Source organism: Pseudomonas sp. NCHU5216, assembly GCF_052156495.1.
Classification (GTDB): Bacteria; Pseudomonadota; Gammaproteobacteria; order Pseudomonadales; family Pseudomonadaceae; genus Aquipseudomonas.
Genome location: NZ_JBQLIX010000021.1, coordinates 67,473 through 88,681 on the forward strand (window position 1 = coordinate 67,473; position 21,209 = coordinate 88,681).

Here is a 21,209-nt window from a genome sequence, read left to right on the forward strand (position 1 = left end):
CTGTCTGTTCAGTTTTGCTTCCTGAAGACCAGCAGTCGCAAGCACGCAGCTTTCTGCGGTTGTTGGATAGCCTGCTCAATCAGCTACCCAGGGTATGCCCCTACTGTGATTGCACTGCATTCAAGGTCAAGCAAAAGCGCCATTGCTTATGCAGTGCCTGTGGCAAGAGCTTCAATGCGCTGACCGGAACACCTCTCAACAGGCTGCAAGGCCGTGAGCGCTTTCTGCCTTTCGTCGAGGGCTGGTTGACCGGCGAGCCTGCGCATCTGGTGGCTGAACGGTTGGGCATGGATGGAACCACGGGGCGAATCTGGGCGAAGCGCTTTCTGCTGCTGATGGAGCAGACGCATCCCGAGCTGCATCGCTGGTGGAGTGTCTATCTTTACCGCCAGGAGCTGGCGCTGCCGGCTCATATCCAGGAGCGAGCACAACGCTTCCTGGACTGGTTGGCACGTTTTCCCTTCGAGCCCTCCAGCGCATGCCCTCACTGTGGTTCGTCAGAGCTGGCCACTCTACGACCTGGCAATGGACTGCCGCGCTGGCGATGCAAGCCCTGCGGGCGCATGCATAATCGCCTGAGTGACACCCCTCTGAAATGGGTTGGGCAGATGGAACTATGGCGTCCTTATGTGGAGCTCATGCTGCAAGGTTTCACCCATCAGGATTGTGTGTTGTTAATAGGGATAGCCGAAAGCAAAGGCACGAACCGGGATCGCAATTGGCGACCACGCTTTCTCAAGCTTATCGGGCAGCAGGATCCGGCATTGCTGGAGTGGGTCATCTGGCAGAACCGAAGGCGCCGGGGGCAATTGGCCTCTGAGCACCAGGACAACATGCGGCGCAGACGCAATGCGTTGCTGCAGGAACCAGAGTCGACTTGTGCCGACGACTACACGGCAGATGCTCAGTAACCCCAGCGGTCTATCGCCGAGTGCTTATGCAGGCTGCCTCGCTGCGGTCGCCTGTCGCGCGGCAAATGACCACAGCGCCGGTTGCGTGATTAGCGGCTAGTCTTCTACCGTGCATTGATCCAGATCAATGTCATGTTTCGCGCATAGCATCTCAGGCCTTCGGGCCATTTCATTCGATAAGAACAACTACCGATCGTGTGACTCCAACGTCTGGAGCCTATGGCTCGGCTTTGCGTGCCGGGGCCGAGATAACCCTGAATGAGGACGTGTCATGTTTGGTCTAGAGGCGCTCGAACTCGCCCGGATTCAATTCGCCTTCACCATTTCCTTTCATATCGTCTTTCCTGCCATCACCATCGGTCTGGCCAGCTATCTGGCCGTGCTCGAAGGGCTGTGGCTGAAGACCAGCAACACGGTGTACCGCGATCTCTACCATTTCTGGTCGAAGATCTTCGCGGTCAACTTCGGCATGGGGGTGGTCTCCGGCCTGGTCATGGCTTACCAGTTCGGCACCAACTGGAGCGCCTTCTCCGACTTCGCCGGGGCGGTCACCGGGCCGCTGCTGACCTACGAGGTGCTCACTGCGTTCTTCCTCGAGGCGGGCTTCCTCGGCGTCATGCTGTTTGGTTGGAACCGTGTCGGGCCGGGGCTGCACTTCTTCTCCACGGTGATGGTGGCCATCGGCACGCTGATCTCCACCTTCTGGATCCTCGCCTCCAATAGCTGGATGCACACGCCGCAGGGCTTCGAGATCGTCGACGGGCGGGTAATCCCGGTGGACTGGTTTGCCGTGGTGTTCAACCCCTCGTTCCCCTATCGCCTGGCGCACATGGCCACGGCGGCGTTCCTTGCCACCGCCTTTTTCGTCGGTGCCTCGGCGGCCTGGCACCTGCTGCGCGGGCGCGACAATCCGGCGATTCGCAAGATGCTGTCGATGGCGCTGTGGATGGCGCTGCTGGTGGCGCCGGTGCAGGCCTTTATCGGCGATATGCACGGCCTCAATACGCTCAAGCACCAGCCGGCGAAGATCGCCGCCATCGAGGGCCACTGGGAGAACGTCGGTGACGAGCCGACGCCGTTGATCCTCTTCGGCTGGCCGGACATGCAGCGCGAGGAAACCCGCTTCAAGGTGGAGGTTCCCGGTCTCGGCAGCCTGATCCTGACCCACAGCCTGGACAAGCAGGTGCCGGCGCTCAAGGAGTTCGCCCCCGAGGATCGGCCCAACTCCACCATCATCTTCTGGACCTTCCGCATCATGGTCGCCATGGGCCTGCTGATGATCCTCACCGGCCTGTGGGGCACCTGGCTGCGTCGCGGCGATCGGCTGTATCGCTCGCGTCCCTTCCTGCATCTGGCACTGTGGATGGGCCCGAGCGGCATCATCGCCATTCTGGCCGGCTGGTACACCACCGAAATCGGCCGTCAGCCCTGGGTCGTATATGGCCTGATGCGCACCGCCGATGCGGCCTCCGGGCACAGCGCGACGCAGCTTGGCTTCACCCTGGTGTTGTTCGTGGTGGTCTACTTCCTGCTGTTCGGTGCCGGTATCGGCTACATGCTGCGCCTGGTGCGCAAGGGGCCGAAGGTCGACGAGGGCAAGGAGGTGTCGTCCGGTGGCCCTGGCCAGCCACGTACGCCGGCGCGGCCGCTGTCGGCGGCCGAAGAGGGCATGGAAGAGGGTGAAACCGACAGCTTGCCGGAGAGGAACTGAACATGGGTATCGATCTTGCGCTGATCTGGGCGGTGATCATCGCCTTCGGGGTGATGATGTACGTGGTGATGGATGGCTTCGATCTTGGCATCGGCATCCTCTTTCCCTTCATTCGTGACGAGGGCGAGCGCGACGTGATGATGAACACCGTGGCGCCGGTCTGGGACGGCAACGAAACCTGGCTGGTGCTCGGTGGCGCGGCGCTGTTCGGCGCCTTCCCGCTGGCCTACTCGGTGGTGCTGGATGCGCTCTACCTGCCGCTGATCCTGATGCTGCTGGGGCTGATCTTCCGCGGCGTGGCCTTCGAGTTCCGCTTCAAGGCCAAGGCCGCCAAGCGCCACCTGTGGGACAAGGCCTTCATCGGCGGCTCGCTGACCGCCACCTTCTTCCAGGGCGTGGCGCTGGGGGCGTACATCGACGGCTTCGAGGTGGTCAATCGGCGCTTCGCCGGGGGCGCCTTCGACTGGCTGACGCCGTTCTCGGTGTTCTGCGGTGTGGCGCTGATCGCCGCCTATGCGCTGCTCGGCTGCACCTGGCTGATCATGAAGACCGAAGGCCGTCTGCAGCAGCAAATGCACGACCTGTGCCGGCCGCTGGTGCTGGTGCTGCTGGGGGTGACCGGCATCGTCAGCCTGTGGACGCCCTTCGCCCATCCGGCCATCGCCGAGCGCTGGTTCAGCCTGCCCAACCTGTTCTGGTTCATGCCGGTGCCGGTACTGGTGCTGCTGTGTACCTGGGCGTTGCTGCGGGCGGTGGCGAACAACGCCCACTACGCGCCGTTCATCCTCACCCTGGTGCTGATCTTCCTTGGCTACAGCGGCCTGGGCATCAGCCTGTGGCCGAACGTGATCCCGCCGTCCATCAGCATCTGGGACGCCGCCGCACCGCCGCAGAGCCAGGGCTTCATGCTGGTGGGCGCGCTGTTCATCATCCCCTTCATCCTCATGTACACCGCCTGGAGCTATTACGTGTTTAGAGGCAAGGTGACGGTGGATGACGGTTATCACTGAGGACTCGGTCATGACCGAAACCGAAGAGAAGAAAACACTGTGGCAACGCCTGGGTTGGCTGGTGCTGATCTGGGCCTGCAGCGTCGCCACGCTGGGTGTGGTGGCCTGGCTGCTGCGCCTGTTCATGAGTGCGGCGGGGTTGAGCACGCCGTAGGCGCGTACCCCAGCGGGAGTCAGGGGCTGACGTGTCAGCCTCCCCGAGAAGGTGGGCAAGCTTCGCGTTGCCCACCCTACTTGCTGTGGCGATGAGGTGTGTCGGCTGCAAGCATCAGCCTAGCAGGCTGTTGGAAAACTACCTGCGTTGCCTGGCCGTCGTTAAAAACAGCCTCGCGTGCGAGCCCAGTCAAAATGCTCATTTACAGCACGTAAACCCGAGTGCGGGCCCAGTGCTTTTTTCGGCTGTTTTTGCGGGGCCGCCATCGGTATAGGCCAGCCTGCCTCGCCTACGTTTTTCAACGGCCTGCTAGCGGCTCGCCTTTTCAACCATCGCTGCCCAAGCAGCTACGCTGGGGCGCTTTTGCATCCGGGCGTACCACTCGCGAAGTGCTTTGCACTCGTCGGGGACCGATAGCTTCACCAGCGTCGAGAAGATCATGCCGCCAATCACGGCGATATCCGCCATGGAAAAGGACGCTCCGGCAACGAATGGCTGGCTCTTCAATACCTCATTGAAGTAGCGCATGCCTCGCAGAGCCTTGTCGCGCATGCGCAGGCCCCATTCCTCATTCTGATAAAGCTCGACGTGTGGGCCCAGGCCTGGGGTTGCATGGTGAAAGTACAGGCTCACGGCATCGAGAAACTCGATCTCGGCACGCTTGGTCATCATGTGGATGAGGCCTTTTTCAACGGCGGTTCTACCGGTAAGCGTGGGCGAACCTCCCAGATCGTCCAGATACTGAGTGATAGCCGTGCATTCCGCGATGCGGGTGCCGTCTCCCAACTCCAGAACCGGAAGCGTGCCCGAGTAGTTCATTTCGAGAAACTCAGGCGTCTTGTGCTCACCTTTCCAGAGGTTGATCGACACGAAATCAACTTTTGATAGAAGGCCTTTCTCTGCGAGCGCTATGCGAACTCGCGCCGGATAGGGGCCGTTGTACCAGTCGTAGATTTTCATCGTTAATCGATGGGCGGCGTCGCTGTGGTGAGGTTGTGTGGTGTTCATGTGAATATCTACCTATCAGTTGGTAGATTTATTTGTAGGCGCTATTTGCTTGCTGTCAATGCCTATCTATCAGTTGGCAGGTTTTTGGGTTGCGATTAGCATTCCGGTCATCTTTTAACCGGTGAGGTGATGGCGTGAGTGCAAACGCAAAAGAGGCCATCTTGGCGGCTGCAAGGAAGGCTGCACAGTCCCATGGCTACAGCGGGCTGAATTTCCGTGACCTGGCGGCTGCAGTCGGTATCAAGAGCGCGAGTATCTACTACCACTTTCCCAGTAAGGCCGATCTCGGTGCTGCGGTAGCCAGGCGCTACTGGGAAGATACGGCAGCCGCACTGCAGGCGATGCTGGAAGCGGCTGACAGTCCGCTCGAATGCCTGCACCGATATCCCTCGATTTTTCGACGCTCGCTCGAGAGCGAAAACAGGTTGTGCCTGTGCAGCTTCATGGCCGCGGAGTGTGAAGGCCTCCCCTCGCAAGTGAAGAGCGAGGTGCAGGCGTTCGCCACCGTGAACGTGGCCTGGCTTTCCAAGGTTCTGCTTGCGGCCGGTGTCGGTGAGCCGGCAGCGTGCGAGGAACGAGCAAAGGCTATTTTCGCGGCCATTGCAGGTGCCCAGCTCATGGCCCGTAGTCGCGCCGATATCGCGTTGTTCGATTCGCTTCTGGAGAGCTATCGGAAGGCCGGACTCCTGCCCGCCTGAGTTTCAGGCGTTGCGGTGACACGCAATAGCCTCTGTCACGTGCGGCCCTGCAGGGTTGTTAGACTGTTCCTTTTGCCGCCATTCAATGGGTGCCCAATGTTCGCCTTCAGCGCTACCCTGCAACGCCGCTTCGCCGCGTTGAAATCCACCGCTGACTTCTGGTCGTTGCGCCATGTGCAGGAAAGCCGGGCGTCCTACTGGGTACGTCGGCGCGTGGCGCAGGCGCCGTCCTTCGTCGAGGACTCGGGGGCCATGCTCACTGCCCGCGTCGCCGGCGTTGAAGCCTATGCGGCCACCAGCGATCTCAGCCAGGCCGGTTTGCAGGCCGCGCTGGAGCGCGCCGAGCAGATGGCGCGGGCGCTGGCCGGGCATAACCTGCTGAATCTCGCTGACCTGCCGCAGCCTGCCGAGCAGGCCGACGATGTGATGCCGGGTTACCAGCAGCCGCAGGCCAGCGCCGCGCACTGGTTCGAGCTGCTGATGGCCGAGTCGGCGCTGATTCCCCGCGATACGCGCCTGGTCGATAGCCATGTCGGGCTGACCTTCACCCGCCATGAGCAGATCTACCTCAATAGTGCCGGTGCCTGCCTGCGTCGTGCTCAGCGCTATGTGTTCCCGCAGATCGGTGTGACCGCCAGCGACGAGCGCGACAGCCAGAGCCGCAGCTTCGGCGGCACCCATCTGGCGCGCCAGGGCGGTGCCGAGGTGTTGCCGCAACTCGGCGTGATCGGCAGTGCCGCACGTATCGCCGACGAGGCGCTGCAACTGCTGCTGGCGCCGAATACCCCCAGTGGTGCGCGTGATCTGCTGCTACTGCCCGATCAGATGATCCTGCAGATTCACGAGTCCATCGGCCATCCACTGGAGCTGGATCGCATCCTCGGTGACGAGCGCAACTTTGCCGGCACCAGCTTTATCCGCCAGGAGGATTTCGGGTCTTACCAGTACGGCTCGCCGCTGCTGGACGTGACCTTCGACCCAGGGCTGCCGGGCGAGCTGGCCAGCTACCGGCACGACGACGACGGCACCCCGGCGCAGCGCCAGTACCTGATCAAGGATGGCATTCTCCAGCGCCCGCTGGGTGGGGCGCTGTCGCAATGGCGCAGCGGCTTGCCGGGCGTGGCCAACAGCCGCGCCTGTAGCTGGAACCGCCCCCCCATCGACCGCATGGCCAATCTCAATCTGGAGCCCGGCGACCAGACCCTAGCCGAGCTGATCGGCGGTATCGAGCGCGGCATTCTGATGAGCAACAACCGCTCCTGGTCGATCGACGATGCGCGCAACAAATTCCAGTTCGGCTGCGAGTGGGGCCAGTTGATCGAGAGCGGTGAGCTCAAGGGCGTGGTGAAGAACCCCAACTATCGTGGCATCAGCGCGCAGTTCTGGCGCAACCTCAAGGCGGTGGGCGACGCCAGTACCTTCGAGGTGCTGGGCACGCCGTATTGCGGCAAGGGTGAGCCCAATCAGGTGATTCGCGTCGGGCATGCCTCGCCAGCCTGTGTGTTCGCAGCTGTCGACGTTTTCGGAGGGGCGGCCTGATGGATGCACGTCAGCATTTTTCCGCGTTGCTGGAGCACCTGCAGGGGCAGGTGTCAGGGGAAGAGGGCTTTACCCTGGCCTATGCGGCGGAGCAGTCCACCTTCATCCGCTTCAACCAGGGCCGGGTACGTCAGGCCGGGCAGGTGCAGCAGGTGTACGTCACCCTGGCGCTGTATCAGGGCCAGCGCCATGCCGAGCACAAGCTGCTGTTGAGCGGAACCTTCGACGAGGACGCGGCCGCTCTGGGGCAAGCCTTGCAGCATCTGCGCGCGCTGTTGCCGAGCCTGGGCTACGACCCTTACCTGCGGCTCAATCGCGAGGCCTGGCGCAGCGAGTCGACGGCCGTGACGGCGCCACTGGATGGCGCGACCGTGGCGCAGCAGATCGTCAGCGCCGCTGCTGGCCTGGATCTGGTTGGCTTCCTGGCGGTCGGCCCGCAGTACCAGGGTTTCGCCAGCTCCTGGGGCGCGTTCGGCTGGTACGCCGCCAGCAGCTTCAATCTGGAATTCAGCCTGTTCCATGGCAATGGGCAGGCGGTGAAAACCACCTATGCCGGCGAGCAGTGGGACGCCCAGGCGTTCGCCCGCAAGCTCGATGGCGCGCGGCAGCAACTGGCGTTTCTCGGTCGCCCGGCCAAGGCATTGCAGCCCGGCAGCTACCGCGCCTATCTGGCACCGGCGGCGCTGGAGGAGCTGATCGGCCTGTGCTGCTGGGGCTTCGGTGCCCAGGCGCTGGCCTCCGGCGGCAGCCCTTGGCAACGGCTGTTCAGTGGCAAGGCCGAACTCAGCGCCCAGGTAACCTTGGACGAGCGCATCGAAGGTGGCCTGGCCCCGGCCTTCACCGCCGAGGGGCCGCGCCAGCCGCTGCGCCTGGTCGAGCGGGGGCGGCCTGGCGAACGCATGGTCAGCTCACGCAGCGCCGCCGAATATGGCTTGACCGCCAATGGCGCGGGGCGCGGTGAATACCCCTTGGCGCTGTGCATGCAGGGGGGTGATCTGGAGGAGAGCGAGGTGCTGCAGCGGCTCGGCACGGGGCTGTATATCGGCAACCTGTGGTACGGCAACTTCTCCGACCTGCCGGCCGGGCGCCTGACCGGCATGACCCGCTTCGCCACCTTCTGGGTCGAAGACGGGCAGATTCAGGCGCCGGTGAACACCATGCGCTTCGACGATTCGCTGTTCGACTTTTTCGGCGCGAACCTGGAGGCGTTGACCCGCGAGCCCGAGTTGCTGTTGCCCAGCGGCACCTACGGCGCTCGGCAGACCGGCTCCATGGCGCTGCCGGGGGCCTTGCTGTCGCGCTTTACCCTGACCCTGTGACTATCACTCGAGCAGATGAGCGCGCAGCAGGCGCTCTTCTCGCATGATGTGGATGATGAACACCTTGCCCTCTGCTGGGCGGTAGAAGACCCGACAGGGCGGAACGACGATTTCGCGATACACGGAGTTCGGCAGTTCACCGGGAACGCGGCCTGACAGGGGGAACTCCGCCAGGCGCGCGACGGCTTCGACGACCTTCCTGACCAACGCGCGAGCGGCGTCGGGTTTGTCGAGGGCGATGTAGTGCGCCAGCTCGTCGAGTTGTCCGAGGGCGGGATTCGTCCAGACTATTTCAGCCATTTGCCCAGCCGTTCCCTGGCCTGTTCATGGCTGAGGGTATTGCCCTCCAGTACGGCCCGTTCACCGCAGGCCAGGGCATCCAGAAGGGCGAGGCGCTTCTGCATGAACTGGTAATCATCGACATCCACCAGATAGGCCGAGGGCACTCCATGCTCGGTTATCAGCACGGGCTCTTTGGACTCGTGAAGGTCGGCGAGGATCTTGGTGGCTTGTCGCTTCAGGTTGGTGACCAGTTCGACTTTCATGAGGAGGGCCCGGTGCGCAGATGAGAGTGTCACTTTAGTGATACTTGTTGCATTGGGCAATTGTGGGCGGTCTGCAACCGAACTGTCACGCTCATGTCGCGTTATCGCCATCTGCGCTCGCTAAGTTGCTCGCCAATGAGATCGATCTCAGGTGAGCGAACATGACGGATCTGAAAAAAGTTGCGGGGCTGGCGGGGGTTTCTCGGGCGACGGCCGCGCGGGCGTTTGCTTCGCCCGGGCTGTTGCGTCGCGACACCCTCGAACGGGTGCTGGCGGCGGCCCGCGAACTGGGCTTTCGGCCCAATCGTCTGGGCCGGCAGATGCGCCTGCAAACCACCAACCTGATCGGCGTGGTGGTGCCCAACCTGCTCAACCCGGTATTCGCCGAGCAATTCCAGGCCATGGAGCATGAGGCGCGTGAGCGCGGCTACAACCTGTTGCTGGCCACCACCGACTACCAGGCCGAGCGCGAAAGCGAGGTGGTCGAGGAATTGCTGCGCCAGCGCGTCGATGGCCTGGTACTGACCGTCACCGATGCCCAGAGCAATCGCGTTCTGCAGGGGCTGGCGCAGGAGGCCACGCCCTTCGTGCTGGCCTACCACCAGCCGGAAAATCGTCATTACAGCGCGGTCTCGGTGGACAACCGCGCCGGCATGGCGCTCGCCACTCGCCATCTGCTGGCCGCCGGGCATCGGCGCATCGGCATGGTGGCCGGCTCGGCCTTGCAGTCCGACCGCGCGCGCCTGCGTTATGCCGGTTATCAGCAGGCCATGGAGGAGGCCGGGCTGCCGGCCCTGCCGCTGATCGAGATGCCGGCTCACACCCAGGCCGATTTCGCCGCCATCGAGCCCTGGCTGCAAGGCCCGCAGGCGCCCAGTGCGCTGCTCTGTTCCAACGATTTGCTGGCCATCAGCCTGATCAACGAGTTGCGCCGCAATGGCTGGAGCGTGCCGCAGCAGCTCTCGGTCATGGGCTTCGACGGCATCGCCCTGGGTACGCAGATGCACCCGACGCTGTGCAGCGTGGTGCAGCCCATCGCCGAGCTGGCGCGCACGGTCATCGACCAGTTACTGGGGCTGATCGCTGGCGCCCCGACCATTACCTACTGCCTGCCTTGCCATATCCGGCCAGGCGAGAGTATCCGCCCCTACGAGGACACACCCCATGATCCGCTTCAGTAAAACCCTCGCGGCCCTGCTGTTTTGCGGCGCCGCCAGCCTCAGCCATGCCGCCGAAACGGCGATCTGCTACAACTGCCCGCCGGAATGGGCGGACTGGGGCACGCAGCTTGAGGCCATTGCTCAGGACACCGGCGTGCAGGTGCCGCTGGACAACAAGAACTCCGGCCAGGCCCTGGCGCAACTGGTGGCCGAGCGCGCCGCGCCCATGGCTGACGTGGTGTATTACGGCGTCACCTTCGGCCTGCAGGCGCAGAAGGCCGGGGTGGTCGACCGCTACAAGCCCAAGGGCTGGGATGAGATTCCGGCAGGGCTGAAGGATCCCGAAGGGCACTGGTTCGCCATTCATTCCGGCACCCTGGGCTTCATGGTCAACGTCGATGCCCTCGGCGGCCTGCCGGTGCCGCAAAGCTGGGCCGATCTGCTCAAGCCCGAGTACAAGGGCATGGTCGGCTACCTCGACCCGTCCAGCGCCTTCGTCGGCTACGTCTCGGCGGTGGCGGTCAACCGCGCCATGGGCGGTGATCTGAACGATTTCACCCCGGCCATCGACTACTTCAAGAAGCTGGCGGGCAATTCGCCCATCGTGCCCAAGCAGACCGCCTACGCGCGGGTGCTGTCCGGCGAGCTGCCGATCCTCGTCGACTACGACTTCAACGCCTACCGCGCGCGCTACAAGGACAAGGCTAACGTCGCCTTCGTGATACCCACCGAGGGCAGCATCAGCGTGCCCTACGTGATGAGCCTGGTGCAGAACGCGCCACACCGCGCCAATGGCGAGAAGGTGCTGGACTACGTGCTTTCCGACAAGGGCCAGGCGCTGTGGGCCAATGCCTATCTGCGCCCGGTACGCCCGGTGCCGATGCCAGCCGAAGTGAGCGCGCGCTTCCTGCCGGAAAGTGACTACGCCCGTGCCGGCGTGGTGGATTACCAGAAGATGGCCGATGTGCAGGAAGCCTTCGCCGCGCGCTACCTGAAAGAGATTCGCTGAGGTGAGCAGCACGTTGCGCGCTCCTGCTGCCGCTCAGGTCAGCCGCCGCCCAGCCTGGCGCTGGCGACCCGGCGCGGCCATCGCCTTGCTGCCGGCTGCGGTGGTACTGCTGGCCTTCTGGCTGCTGCCGCTGGCGCACCTGATGGTGCTCGGCGGCCATGATCGGGACGGCGCCGGCAGCGGTTACTGGCAGGTGCTGAGCAGTGCCCAGTACCTCGGCAGCCTGGCGCAGACTTGCCTGCTGGCGGCGCTGGTCACCCTGGCCGCGCTGCTGGTGGGCAGCATCAGCGGGGTGTTTCTCGCCCGTCAGCGCTTCGCCGGGCGCTCGGCGCTGGTGGCCTTGCTGACCTTTCCGCTGGCCTTTCCCGGCGTGGTGGTGGGCTTTCTGGTGATCCTCCTGGCTGGCCGCCAGGGCCTGTTCGCCAGCCTGGGGCTGAGCCTGGCGGGCGAGCGCTGGGTGTTCGCCTACTCGCTGGCCGGGTTGTTTCTCGGCTACCTGTATTTCTCCATCCCGCGGGTGATTCTCACCGTGATGGCGGCCAGCGAAAGCCTGGACGTCAGCCTGGAGGAGGCCGCGCATTCCCTCGGCGCCGGCCACTGGCGGGTGACCTGGGATGTACTGGTGCCGGGGCTGACGCCGGCGTTGGTGTCCTGCGGGGCCATCTGCTTCGCCACGGCCATGGGCGCCTTCGGCACGGCCTTCACCCTGGGTACGCGGCTGAACGTCACCCCGGTGGCGATCTACAACGTCTTTACCAACTACGCCAACTTCACCCTGGCCGCCGCCTTGTCGGTGATCCTCGGCGCCCTGACCTGGGGTGTGCTGCTGCTGGTGCGTAAATGGGTGCGGCAATCCGGGGGGCTGCTATGAAGCGCTCGCGTCTGTTCGCCGCACAACTGGCGTTCACCTGCCTGGTCTGCGCCTTCATGCTGGTGCCAGTGCTGCTGTCGCTGCTCGCCGGGCTGACCCGCAATTACTTCCAGGGGCTGTCCAGCGGTCTGACCCTGGCCTGGCTGCAGCAGGTGTGGCAGGCCTATTCGCCGACGGTGTGGTTGTCGCTGCAACTGGCGTTGGCCTGCGCCCTGTGCGTGTGCCTGATCGGCGTGCCGGCGGCCTACGCCCTGGTGCGCATGAACAACCGCTTCAGCCGCGCCTTCGAGGAACTGATGGTACTGCCGGTGGCCATGCCTGGCCTGGCCAGCGCCCTGGCGCTGCTGCTGACCTACGGCCAGTTCGGCGGTTTTCGTGGCAGTTGGCTGTTCATTCTGGTGGGCCATGTGCTGTTCACCTTGCCCTTTCTGGTGCGCCCGGTGATGGCTGTGATGCAGCGCCAGCAGTTGCCGATTCTGGAAGAGGCTGCCGCCAGCCTCGGCGCCGGGCCGTTGCGGCGCTTCTTCAGCGTGGTGGTGCCCAACTGCCGCGCCGGTATCCTCGCCGGGGTGTTGATGGTGGTCACCCTGTCGCTGGGGGAATTCAACCTGACCTGGATGCTGCATACGCCGCTGACCAAGACCCTGCCGGTGGGCCTGGCCGACAGCTACGCCTCGGCGCGGCTGGAGGTGGCCAGCGCCTACACCTTGCTGTTCCTGTTGATGATCGTGCCGCTGCTGATCGCCCTGCAGGCCATCAGCAACCGCCTGTCCCGTGGAGACCAACGATGAGCGCAACTTCGATTCGCCTGGAGAATTGCCGCAAGGCGTTCGCCGATGGCACCGTGGCCGTGGATGACCTTTCGCTGGATATCCAGGCCGGCGAAACCCTGGCCATCCTCGGCCCCTCCGGCTGCGGCAAGACCACCACGCTGCGCCTGATCGCCGGGCTGGAGCGCCCGGACGCCGGCCAGGTGCTGTTCGCCGGGGAGGATGTCACGGCGCTGCCCATCGAGCGGCGTGACGTGGGCATGGTGTTCCAGAACTACGCGCTGTTCCCCAACCTTAACGTGGCCGAAAACATCGTATACGGCCTCAAGGTGCGCAAGGTGCCGCGCGCCGAGCGCGAGCGGCGCTGCGCCGAGCTGCTGGAACTGGTAGGGCTGCAGGGTTATGGCCAGCGCGCCATCCACGAGCTGTCTGGTGGGCAACGCCAGCGCGTGGCCCTGGCCCGTGCCGTGGCGCCGCGTCCACGCGTGTTGCTGCTCGATGAACCGCTGGCGGCCCTCGATGCGCAATTGCGTGAGCGCCTGCGCAGCGAGCTGGGCCAGTTGCTGCGTGAGCTGGCCATCACCGCCGTGTTCGTCACCCATGATCAGGGCGAGGCCATGGCCCTGGGTGATCGCATTCTGGTCATGGAACGCGGGCGCATCGCCCAGTTGGCCACGCCACGGGCGCTCTATCAGCAGCCGGCCAATCGCTTCGTGGCCAGCTTCGTCGGCACCCTCAATACCTTCGTCGTGCTGGGGCGCACGGCCAACGGCGTGCAGGTCAGCGGCGGCGAACTGCCCTGGGCGGGCAGCGAGCTGCCCAGCACTCTGTATTGCCGCCCCGAGCACCTGCGCATCACCGCTGAACCTGGCTATCTGCGCGGGCGCTTGCTTGGGCAGTTCTTCCAGGGCGCGCAGAGCCGCTTGCTGGTGGATGTGGGCAGTGACCAGCCGCTGACGGTGGACTGCGCCGACGAGCGTCTGCTGCTGCCGGGCGAACTGATCAACCTGGCCGTCGAGCCGCAGCGGGTGTTCAGCCTCCATGCCTGATGCCATCCCCCACGCTTCGACCTTTCTCATCGCCCAGATCAGCGACCTGCACCTCAAGGCTCACGGCAAGCTCAGCTATGGCGTGGTCGATACCCTGGCGGCGCTGCGCCAGGCGGTCGAACACCTGAATGCCAGCCAGCCGCGCGCGGATATCGTCATCGTCAGCGGTGACCTGGTGGACTTCGGCCAGCCCGAGGAATACGCCGTGCTGCGCCCCGAGCTGGAGTGCCTGGCCATGCCCTATTATCTGGTGCCCGGCAATCACGATGATCGCGCTGCGTTATGTGCGGCATTCGCTGACCACGGCTATCTGCCGGCCTCGCCAGAAGCGCCGCTGGACTGGGTGGTCGACGACCATCCGCTGTGCCTGATCGGCCTGGATAGCACCACGCCGGGGCGCCACGGCGGGCGACTGGCGTCCAGCCAGTTGCGCTGGCTGGACGCCCAGCTCGCGGCGCGCCCGCAGGCGCCGACGCTCCTGATTCTGCATCACCCGCCCTTTATCAGCGGCATCGGCCATATGGATCGCGAGCCGTTTCTCAACGCGGCGGCCTTGCACGAGGTCATCGCCGCGCATCCCCAGGTGGAGCGCCTGCTCTGCGGGCACCTGCATCGCTCGATGCAGCGACGTTTCGCCGGCAGCCTTTGCTGCGTGTGCCCGGGCGTGTCCCACCAGATCGTGCTGGATCTACAGGCCGATGCGCCGGCGCATTTCAATCTGGAACCGCCGGGTTATCTGCTGCACCACTGGCAGGGCGAACAGGGGTTGGTGACGCACAGCGGGGTGTTTGGCCGGTATCCCGGGCCTTATCCCTTCTATGACGACAATGGTCTGATCGATTGAGGCAGTGCCAGGCTGCAATCCGGGGCTGGAGCCATGGATTCCCGGATTGCATCCGGGCTACGGGCTTCGCGAGCAGAGCTCGCTCCTACAGGTTTCGCGCATGCCGGCTTCAACTGCTGGCTTGTGCCTGGGCCGCCACGGCGGCGTCGGTCATGTCGTAGATCACCAGGCACACATGCTCCACCGGCTGGCCGGCCAGCGGCAGCAGGGTGACGTTCTGGTACATGAAATCGGCCTGGCCGGTGATCGGCTGGTAGCTCTTGAAGCGCATCAGGTAGGGGCGTTGCTGCCACAGGCTGAAGGCGCGGGTGCCCAGTTGCACCACGCTTTCCACCTTGCGCTCCAGCCAGGGCCGGTCGATGTCCGGGAACAGCTCGAACAGCGAGCGCCCCTGTACCTGATCCGGCCCCAGCCCGGAGTGGTTCTCCATGAAGGCGTTCCACACCTCGACGCGGTACTGGCGGTCGAGCACCACCACGCCGACATCGATGCACTGCACGATGTCCAGCAGCCAGTGGACTTCCTTGATATCGATCTGCGCGGGCATCGCCTCACTCCATCAGGTAGCCGATCTTGCCGGTCAGGCGTTTGATCGAGTCTTCGGTGAACAACAGCAACAGGTCGAAGTGGATGGCGTGGCCTTCCAGGCTGTAGCTGATTTCCACGGCCAGGGTCTTGCGCCAGCGTTGCTTGTTGACCTGGATGAGCTGGTCGAGGCTGGCATGCTGGCCGAGCAGTTGCGGGTGGCCCTGGGAGAAGCGCAGGTCGAGCTGCTCGGCAACACCGGCCAGGCAGGCGCCGGTGATGATGCTGGCCAGGTCCAGAAGCATCTCCGAGGTTTCCGCCTCGCTCTTAGGCTGCCAGCCGAGCAGGCGCGCCATGTCGTTGACTTCCGAATCATGGAACAGCAGCAGCGCCTCGCCAGCGATGGCCTCGCCGATAAAACCCTGGCAGATGGCGCTGAAACGCTCGCCACGCTGGGCGTCCATCAGGGTCATGTGCAGCTCGCTGACCTCGAAGATGTTCACCTGCGGCACGGGAAGCTGCACGAACACCCCGAGCACCTTGGCTAGCAGCGCGGCGGCGCGGCCCATGGCGACGTTGGTCACCTCGCGCAGGGCGTCACGGAAGCTCACCTTGAGCTCGGCCAGGGCCTGCGTCTGTGCCTCAACCTCGGCCTGTGGGCCGGTCTGCGGGTTGAACAGGCCCAGTTCCATCAGGGTCTGGCGCAGGATCTCGGGGTCGGCAGGTTTCTTGATGAAGGCCAGGGCGCCCAGCTCGCGCACGCGGCGCACGGCTTCGTCCTGCACATCGCCGGAAACCACTATCACCTTGGAACTCAGCCCCTCGGCACGCAGGGCGGCCAGGGTCTGGTAGCCGTCCAGTACCGGCATGGTCAGATCGAGCAGCATGACCTGGCCCAGGCCCTGACGGATCAGCGCCAAGGCCTCCTCGCCATTGCTCGCCTGGCTGAGGGTGACCGGCCACTCGGCCGGCAGCGCGCGGATCAATTGCTTGCGCGCCATGTTGGAGTCGTCGCAGACCAGCAGCGGAATCACGGTGGGGGATTACCTGTGTGAAGAAGCGCTGGATTTGAGCATAGCTGCATGCCGTGGCGTGTCACAGCGCTTTTTCACAGGTAGCCCGGATGAAATCCGGGGAAAGTCGCCCCATGCCCCGGATTGCATCCGGGCTACAGTTCGTAGGGTGCGCTGCGCGCACCAGCTTCGCCGCATTACCCGGTGCCGCCTGTGGCTTCGGTGCGCACGGCGCACCCTACCGAGGGGCCCTCGTCGTGTAGATCGCTACCGCAGCCACTTCATTATCCCCTGCGCCGCCACCCGGCCACTGGCGAAGCAGGCGGTGAGCAGGTAGCCGCCGGTGGGCGCGTCCCAGACTACTGCTGCCAGTTCGTAGGGTGCGCTGCGCGCACCAGCTTCGCCGCATTACCCGGTGCCGCCTGTGGTTTCGGTGCGCACGGCGCACCCTACCGAGGGGCCCTCATCGTGTAGATCGCTAGCGCAGCCACTTCATTATCCCCTGCGCCGCCACCCGGCCGCTGGCGAAGCAGGCGGTGAGCAGGTAGCCGCCGGTGGGAGCTTCCCAGTCGAGCATTTCGCCAGCGCAGAACACGCCAGGCAGGGCCTTGAGCATCAGGCCGTCATCCAGCGCCGCGAAGGATACGCCGCCGGCGCTGCTGATGGCTTCGTCCAGCGGTCGGCTGCGCAACAGGGTGATCGGCAGTGCCTTGATCCAGGGCCCCAGCGCGGCCGGATCGACGAAGGCCTCAGCCGGCGCCAGCTCGCGCAGCAGGGCGGCTTTCACGCCGTCGAGGCCGGCCTGACGGTGCAGGTGCTTGGCCATCGAGTGTTTGCCACGCGGTTTGGCCAGCGCCTGCTGCAGCCTGGCCAAGGGCATCTGCGGCAACAGATCGAGGTGAATCAGCGCCTGTCCCTCGGTCTCGATGGCGCGGCGGATATCGGCGGAAAAGGCATACACCAGGCTACCTTCGATGCCGCCAGCCGTCAGCACGAACTCGCCGATACGGCCAGGCTGATCGGGCAGAGCGAGGGCGACGTTCTTCAGTGGCGCACCGGCGAACTTTTCACGCAGATATTCGCTCCAGCCGGCCACCTCGAAGCCGCAGTTGCTCGGCTTGAGCGCCGCCACCTCGATGCCGCGTGCCTGCAACAGCGGCACCCAGGCGCCATCGGAGCCCAGCCGTGCCCAACTGCCGCCGCCCAGAGCCAGCAGGCAGGCGTCGGCGGCCACGGCCTGCTCGCCATCGGGGCCGGCGATACGCAGGCTGCCATCGGTGTTCCAGCCCAGCCAGCGGCTGCGGGTATGGATCAGTACCCCCAGCTCGCGCAGGCGCCGTAGCCAGGCGCGCAGCAGCGGTGCGGCCTTCATGTCACTGGGAAATACCCGGCCCGAGGTGCCGACGAAGGTGTCGATGCCCAGGCCATGAATCCATTCACGCAAGGCGTCGGCGTCGAACTCGCGCAGCAGCGCCGCGACCTCGGCCTGGCGCTCGCCATAGCGGCTGACGAAGGCATCCTTGGGCTCGGAGTGGGTGATGTTCATGCCACCGACGCCGGCCAGCAGGAACTTGCGCCCCACCGAGGGCATGGCGTCGAACAGTTCCACGCGCACGCCACCCCGGGCCAGCACTTCGGCGGCCATCAGCCCGGCAGGGCCGCCGCCGATGATGGTGACGTGATAAGCGTTGGGTGAAGTGCGTGTGATCATGGCGGCGGAACGGTTCGAGAAAGGCTGCGCATTCTACCCGAGTGCCTTGCGGCCTTGTCATTTGCCCCGGGTTGGGGCAGGTTCAGCTCGAACCTTTTCGGCTGGAGCCCGTTATGTCCCAGATCTGCCCCGACATCGATCCCGATGGCCTGATCGAATATTCGGTGGTCTACACCGACCGCTCGCTGAACCATATGTCGCAGTCCTTCCAGGGCGTGATGCGCGAGATTTCCACCACCCTGAAGCAGGTGTACAACGCCCATGCCGTGGCGGTGGTGCCGGGCAGTGGCACCTATGGCATGGAGGCAGTGGCGCGGCAGTTGGCCACCGAACAGAAGTGCCTGGTGCTGCGCAACGGCTGGTTCAGCTACCGCTGGACACAGATCTTCGACATGGGCCGGATTCCCGCCGAGGCGCGCGTGCTCAAGGCGCGCCCGGTTGGCGAAGGCCCGCAGGCGGCCTTCGCCCCGGCACCGCTGGACGAGGTGCTGGCCACCATTGCCGCCGAGAAGCCGCAGGTGGTGTTTGCCCCGCATGTGGAAACCTCCTCGGGCATGATCCTGCCGGACGACTACCTGCGCGCGGTGAGCGACGCGGTGCACGCCGTTGGCGGCCTGTTCGTGCTCGACTGCATCGCCTCTGGCACCCTCTGGGTGGACATGCAGGCCTGTGGCATCGATGTGCTCATCAGCGCCCCGCAGAAGGGCTGGAGCGCGTCGCCGTGCTGCGCCCTGGTGATGCTCAGCGAGGCGGCCCAGGCGCGCGTCGAGGCGACCCAGAGCAGCAGTTTCGCCTGCGACCTGAAGAAGTGGCTGCAGATCATGCAGGCCTACGAGCAGGGCGGCCATGCCTACCATGCCACCATGCCCAGCGACGCCCTGGCGCGCTTTCGCGATGCCATGCTGGAGGCCAAGGCCATCGGCTTCGCCAAGGTACGCGAGCAGCAGCAGGAACTCGGCGAGCGGGTGCGCGCCCTGCTGGCCGCACGCGGCTTCAAGAGCGTCGCGGCCAAGGGCTTCGAGGCGCCGGGGGTGGTGGTCTGCTACACCGACGACGGGCAGATCAAGACCGGCGCCAAGTTCGCCGCCGTCGGCCTGCAGATCGCCGCCGGCGTGCCGCTGCAATGCGACGAACCGGCGGACTTCCAGACCTTCCGCCTCGGCCTGTTCGGGCTGGATAAGCTGGGCCATATCGAGCGCACGGTGAAGACCCTGGAGCAGGCGTTGGACAAGGTGCAGAGCTGATCCTCAGCCATGCTTCACCGCTTGCAGGCTGTAGCTCAGCGGCAGGCGCTCGGGCCTCTCGCGCAGGCGCCATTCACCGTCGGTGCCTGGCTGCATCTGCCCGGGCAGGGCTTCCCAGGGCAGGCAGTCGTGTTCTTCCAGCGCGGTGAGCTGCATGCCCTGTTGCAGCAGCGCAGTGATGATCTCACCCAAGCCGTGGTTCCATTCGTGGGTGACGCTGGCGGTGAGCGTCGCATCGGTTTGCACGTAGCTCTGCTCGTCGTTCCAGACCAGTGGCTCGGCCTGCTCGAAATAGGGGTGGGCGATGCGCAGGTCGTGCTCGCATTCCTCATCCAGGGCCATCAGGATCGGGTGGGCCTCGCGTAGAAACAGGCGCCCACCTGGCTTGAGCAGGGCGGCGACGGTGCGTGCCCAGTCGTCGATACGCGGCAGCCAGTTGAGCGCGCCGATGCTGGTGTAGATCAGGTCGTATCGCTGTTCTCCCAACACCTGTACGGCCTGGTCAACCGAGGCTTCGACGAAGCGCATGTGCTGCTGGCAGGCCTCGGCCAGGTGGCGTGCCTGTTCCAGCGAGGCGCTGGAGAAGTCCAGGCCGGTCATCCTGGCGCCCAGGCGCGCCAGTGAGAGGGTGTCGGTACCGATATGGCATTGCAGATGGAGTGCCTCCAGCCCTCGGATATCGCCGAGGCGCGGCAGATCGAAGCGCACCACATCGGAGAGGTGCTCGGCCGAGTCGATGAAGCGCTGTACCTGATAGTCGGGGGAGGCAGCGTGCAGCGCGGCGCGCTCGTTCCAGTTGGCCTTGTTCAGCTCGAATGATTCGTCCATGAGGCTGTTGCTTCCAGGAGGGGGCGACGCGCGATTATGACGAAGCGCTGGGCGTGCTCGTCAACTCAGGCCTCGTGCCGCCCATACCTTCGCCGCGCTGTGATGGAGGATGCCGTGGCGGCGGGCGAGGGCGGCGTGATCCTTGGAGTAGCCGCCGCCGATCACCCCCAGCACCGGGATGTCGCGGCCCAGACAGTGCTGCAGCACGGCTTCGTCACGTGCGGCCAGGCCGGCGTCGGTCAGTTGCAGATAACCCAGAGCGTCGTCCTTGTGCACGTCGACACCGGCGTCGTAAAGCAGCAGATCCGGCTGGTAGATCGGCAGCAGGTAGTTCAGGGTGTCGTCCACCACCTTGAGGTAATCGGCGTCGCCCATTCCCCGTGGCAGGGGGATGTCCCAGTCGCTCTGCGCCTTGCGCGCCGGGAAGTTCTGCTCGCAGTGCAGCGACACGGTAATGGCATCCGGCTCGTTTTCCAGCAGGCGTGCGGTGCCGTCGCCCTGGTGTACGTCGCAGTCGAAGATCAGCACGCGCTGCACGCGACCGGCCGCTAGCAGGTAACGGGCGATCACCGCCAGGTCGTTAAAGATGCAGAAGCCGGAGGGAAAGTCGTAGTGCGCATGGTGCGTGCCGCCGGCCAGGTGGCAGGCCAGGCCGTGGCGCAGGGCCAGTTCGGCGGTGAGCAGCGAGCCGCCCACGGCGCGCACCGTGCGCCGCGCCAGCGCCTCGCTCCAGGGCAGGCCGAGGCGGCGCTGCTCTTCTTGGGACAGCTCGCCCGACATGTAGCGGGCGATGTAGTCCGGGCAGTGGGCCAGGGCGAGAATCTCCATTGGACACAGTTCGGGGCGTTGCAGCTCGGCATCGGTGGTCAGGCCGCTGTCCACCAGGTGGTCGCGCAGCAGGCGGAATTTCTCCATGGGGAAGCGATGCCCGGCGGGGAAGGGCGGGCTGTAATCCTCGTGGTAGACCAGCGGTAGGGGCATAGGAACTGTATTCATCGATTCGACAACGCCCTATGGTCGCAGCCAATCGAGGCAATCACCAGGGCGTCGCCTTTTCGCCGGGCAATCACTGGCGCTGCAGCGTTGGACGTCCTGCAGCGACGGAAGAAAAAGCTTCTTCGCGGAATCATGGGGAAGTCGGGATTGATATCGGACTGGCAAGTTTGTGTGTTGTTTTCGGTGTTCAAGCTGCTTATCGGCGTTCTGCTGATGTCCCCTGTTTCGCCCCCCGGCGACCTTCTTTTGTCAAACGCCACAAAAGAAGGCAAAAAGGCTTGGCCCCGCCATCCG

Annotated in this window: 23 protein-coding genes and 1 pseudogene; 15 read left to right on the top strand and 9 right to left on the bottom strand. The window is 64.8% G+C overall.

What is annotated here, in order from left to right; genetic code table 11:
• Positions 1–14 precede the first annotated feature (14 nt).
• The 4 genes from ACSVIK_RS15790 (at position 15) to ACSVIK_RS15805 (ending at position 3,786) form a co-directional block, all read left to right on the top strand.
• Positions 15–911, top strand: a complete 897-nt coding sequence (locus ACSVIK_RS15790; RefSeq protein ID WP_442445211.1) for a transposase — start codon at positions 15–17, stop codon at positions 909–911.
• A 271-nt stretch (positions 912–1,182) separates the two neighbouring features.
• Positions 1,183–2,622 carry a cytochrome ubiquinol oxidase subunit I gene (locus ACSVIK_RS15795; protein WP_442445212.1) on the top strand — a complete coding sequence of 480 codons (1,440 nt, stop codon included), beginning with the start codon at positions 1,183–1,185 and terminating at the stop codon, positions 2,620–2,622.
• Between the two features lie 2 nt (positions 2,623–2,624).
• A complete protein-coding gene (gene cydB, locus ACSVIK_RS15800) occupies positions 2,625–3,632 on the top strand; it encodes a cytochrome d ubiquinol oxidase subunit II (RefSeq protein WP_442445213.1) in 1,008 nt (335 codons plus the stop codon).
• Positions 3,633–3,642: 10 nt separating this feature from the next.
• The gene (locus ACSVIK_RS15805) at positions 3,643–3,786 is read left to right on the top strand and encodes a DUF2474 domain-containing protein (protein ID WP_442445214.1); all 144 of its coding nucleotides are present in this window, start codon (positions 3,643–3,645) and stop codon (positions 3,784–3,786) included.
• Positions 3,787–4,095: 309 nt separating this feature from the next.
• On the opposite strand, the gene ACSVIK_RS15810 is transcribed toward ACSVIK_RS15805, so the two are convergent.
• The gene (locus ACSVIK_RS15810) at positions 4,096–4,746 is read right to left on the bottom strand and encodes a glutathione S-transferase (protein ID WP_442445235.1); all 651 of its coding nucleotides are present in this window, start codon (positions 4,744–4,746) and stop codon (positions 4,096–4,098) included.
• A 182-nt stretch (positions 4,747–4,928) separates the two neighbouring features.
• Here ACSVIK_RS15810 and ACSVIK_RS15815 point away from each other — a divergent pair, with 182 nt between their 5' ends.
• The 3 genes from ACSVIK_RS15815 (at position 4,929) to ACSVIK_RS15825 (ending at position 8,350) form a co-directional block, all read left to right on the top strand.
• Positions 4,929–5,492 carry a TetR/AcrR family transcriptional regulator gene (locus ACSVIK_RS15815; protein WP_442445215.1) on the top strand — a complete coding sequence of 188 codons (564 nt, stop codon included), beginning with the start codon at positions 4,929–4,931 and terminating at the stop codon, positions 5,490–5,492.
• Between the two features lie 96 nt (positions 5,493–5,588).
• The gene (locus ACSVIK_RS15820; protein ID WP_442445216.1) at positions 5,589–7,031 is read left to right on the top strand and encodes a TldD/PmbA family protein; all 1,443 of its coding nucleotides are present in this window, start codon (positions 5,589–5,591) and stop codon (positions 7,029–7,031) included.
• The gene (locus ACSVIK_RS15825; protein ID WP_442445217.1) at positions 7,031–8,350 is read left to right on the top strand and encodes a TldD/PmbA family protein; all 1,320 of its coding nucleotides are present in this window, start codon (positions 7,031–7,033) and stop codon (positions 8,348–8,350) included. The genes ACSVIK_RS15820 and ACSVIK_RS15825 overlap by 1 nt, the downstream gene beginning before the upstream one ends.
• Positions 8,351–8,353: 3 nt before the next feature.
• On the opposite strand, the gene ACSVIK_RS15830 is transcribed toward ACSVIK_RS15825, so the two are convergent.
• Positions 8,354–8,650 (bottom strand): type II toxin-antitoxin system RelE/ParE family toxin, encoded by a 297-nt coding sequence (locus tag ACSVIK_RS15830; protein ID WP_442445218.1) that lies wholly within the window; start codon positions 8,648–8,650, stop codon positions 8,354–8,356.
• Entirely contained in the window at positions 8,638–8,895 is a 258-nt protein-coding gene (locus ACSVIK_RS15835; RefSeq protein WP_442445219.1) for a type II toxin-antitoxin system Phd/YefM family antitoxin, read from the bottom strand. The genes ACSVIK_RS15830 and ACSVIK_RS15835 overlap by 13 nt, the downstream gene beginning before the upstream one ends.
• Before the next feature lie 161 nt (positions 8,896–9,056).
• On the opposite strand from ACSVIK_RS15835, the gene ACSVIK_RS15840 reads away from it, so the two are divergent.
• Genes ACSVIK_RS15840 through ACSVIK_RS15865 form a run of 6 tightly spaced genes read left to right on the top strand, consistent with a single transcriptional unit; the run spans position 9,057 to position 14,598 of the window.
• Positions 9,057–10,076, top strand: a complete 1,020-nt coding sequence (locus tag ACSVIK_RS15840) for a substrate-binding domain-containing protein (protein ID WP_442445220.1) — start codon at positions 9,057–9,059, stop codon at positions 10,074–10,076.
• Positions 10,060–11,064 carry an ABC transporter substrate-binding protein gene (locus ACSVIK_RS15845; protein WP_442445221.1) on the top strand — a complete coding sequence of 335 codons (1,005 nt, stop codon included), beginning with the start codon at positions 10,060–10,062 and terminating at the stop codon, positions 11,062–11,064. The genes ACSVIK_RS15840 and ACSVIK_RS15845 overlap by 17 nt, the downstream gene beginning before the upstream one ends.
• A 13-nt stretch (positions 11,065–11,077) precedes the next feature.
• Positions 11,078–11,935 carry an ABC transporter permease gene (locus ACSVIK_RS15850; RefSeq protein ID WP_442445236.1) on the top strand — a complete coding sequence of 286 codons (858 nt, stop codon included), beginning with the start codon at positions 11,078–11,080 and terminating at the stop codon, positions 11,933–11,935.
• Positions 11,932–12,726: an ABC transporter permease gene (locus tag ACSVIK_RS15855; RefSeq protein ID WP_442445222.1), complete on the top strand. Its 795-nt coding sequence runs from the start codon at positions 11,932–11,934 to the stop codon at positions 12,724–12,726. Before ACSVIK_RS15850 ends, ACSVIK_RS15855 begins: the two co-directional genes overlap by 4 nt.
• Positions 12,723–13,754: an ABC transporter ATP-binding protein gene (locus ACSVIK_RS15860; protein ID WP_442445223.1), complete on the top strand. Its 1,032-nt coding sequence runs from the start codon at positions 12,723–12,725 to the stop codon at positions 13,752–13,754. Before ACSVIK_RS15855 ends, ACSVIK_RS15860 begins: the two co-directional genes overlap by 4 nt.
• Positions 13,747–14,598: a phosphodiesterase gene (locus tag ACSVIK_RS15865; protein ID WP_442445224.1), complete on the top strand. Its 852-nt coding sequence runs from the start codon at positions 13,747–13,749 to the stop codon at positions 14,596–14,598. Before ACSVIK_RS15860 ends, ACSVIK_RS15865 begins: the two co-directional genes overlap by 8 nt.
• Before the next feature lie 109 nt (positions 14,599–14,707).
• On the opposite strand, the gene ACSVIK_RS15870 is transcribed toward ACSVIK_RS15865, so the two are convergent.
• The 4 genes and pseudogenes from ACSVIK_RS15870 to ACSVIK_RS15885 all read right to left on the bottom strand — a co-directional run bounded on the left by ACSVIK_RS15870 (position 14,708) and on the right by ACSVIK_RS15885 (position 17,847).
• Positions 14,708–15,145 carry a PAS domain-containing protein gene (locus tag ACSVIK_RS15870; RefSeq protein ID WP_442445225.1) on the bottom strand — a complete coding sequence of 146 codons (438 nt, stop codon included), beginning with the start codon at positions 15,143–15,145 and terminating at the stop codon, positions 14,708–14,710.
• Positions 15,146–15,149: 4 nt separating this feature from the next.
• Positions 15,150–16,157 (bottom strand): response regulator, encoded by a 1,008-nt coding sequence (locus ACSVIK_RS15875; protein ID WP_442445226.1) that lies wholly within the window; start codon positions 16,155–16,157, stop codon positions 15,150–15,152.
• Positions 16,158–16,403: 246 nt separating this feature from the next.
• Positions 16,404–16,493 (bottom strand): annotated as a pseudogene (locus ACSVIK_RS15880) (hypothetical protein); the annotation flags it as partial.
• 121 nt (positions 16,494–16,614) lie between these two features.
• Positions 16,615–17,847, bottom strand: a complete 1,233-nt coding sequence (locus tag ACSVIK_RS15885; RefSeq protein WP_442445227.1) for a TIGR03862 family flavoprotein — start codon at positions 17,845–17,847, stop codon at positions 16,615–16,617.
• Between the two features lie 113 nt (positions 17,848–17,960).
• On the opposite strand from ACSVIK_RS15885, the gene ACSVIK_RS15890 reads away from it, so the two are divergent.
• Positions 17,961–19,091 carry an aminotransferase class V-fold PLP-dependent enzyme gene (locus ACSVIK_RS15890; RefSeq protein WP_442445228.1) on the top strand — a complete coding sequence of 377 codons (1,131 nt, stop codon included), beginning with the start codon at positions 17,961–17,963 and terminating at the stop codon, positions 19,089–19,091.
• 3 nt (positions 19,092–19,094) lie between these two features.
• On the opposite strand, the gene ACSVIK_RS15895 is transcribed toward ACSVIK_RS15890, so the two are convergent.
• Both ACSVIK_RS15895 and ACSVIK_RS15900 read right to left on the bottom strand, forming a co-directional pair.
• The gene (locus ACSVIK_RS15895; RefSeq protein WP_442445229.1) at positions 19,095–19,919 is read right to left on the bottom strand and encodes a class I SAM-dependent methyltransferase; all 825 of its coding nucleotides are present in this window, start codon (positions 19,917–19,919) and stop codon (positions 19,095–19,097) included.
• Positions 19,920–19,979: 60 nt separating this feature from the next.
• Positions 19,980–20,900 carry a histone deacetylase family protein gene (locus ACSVIK_RS15900; RefSeq protein ID WP_442445230.1) on the bottom strand — a complete coding sequence of 307 codons (921 nt, stop codon included), beginning with the start codon at positions 20,898–20,900 and terminating at the stop codon, positions 19,980–19,982.
• 102 nt (positions 20,901–21,002) lie between these two features.
• Between ACSVIK_RS15900 and ACSVIK_RS15905 the strand changes: the two genes are divergently transcribed.
• Positions 21,003–21,209: hypothetical protein (locus tag ACSVIK_RS15905; protein WP_442445231.1), on the top strand; the 207-nt coding region annotated here is incomplete at its 3' end.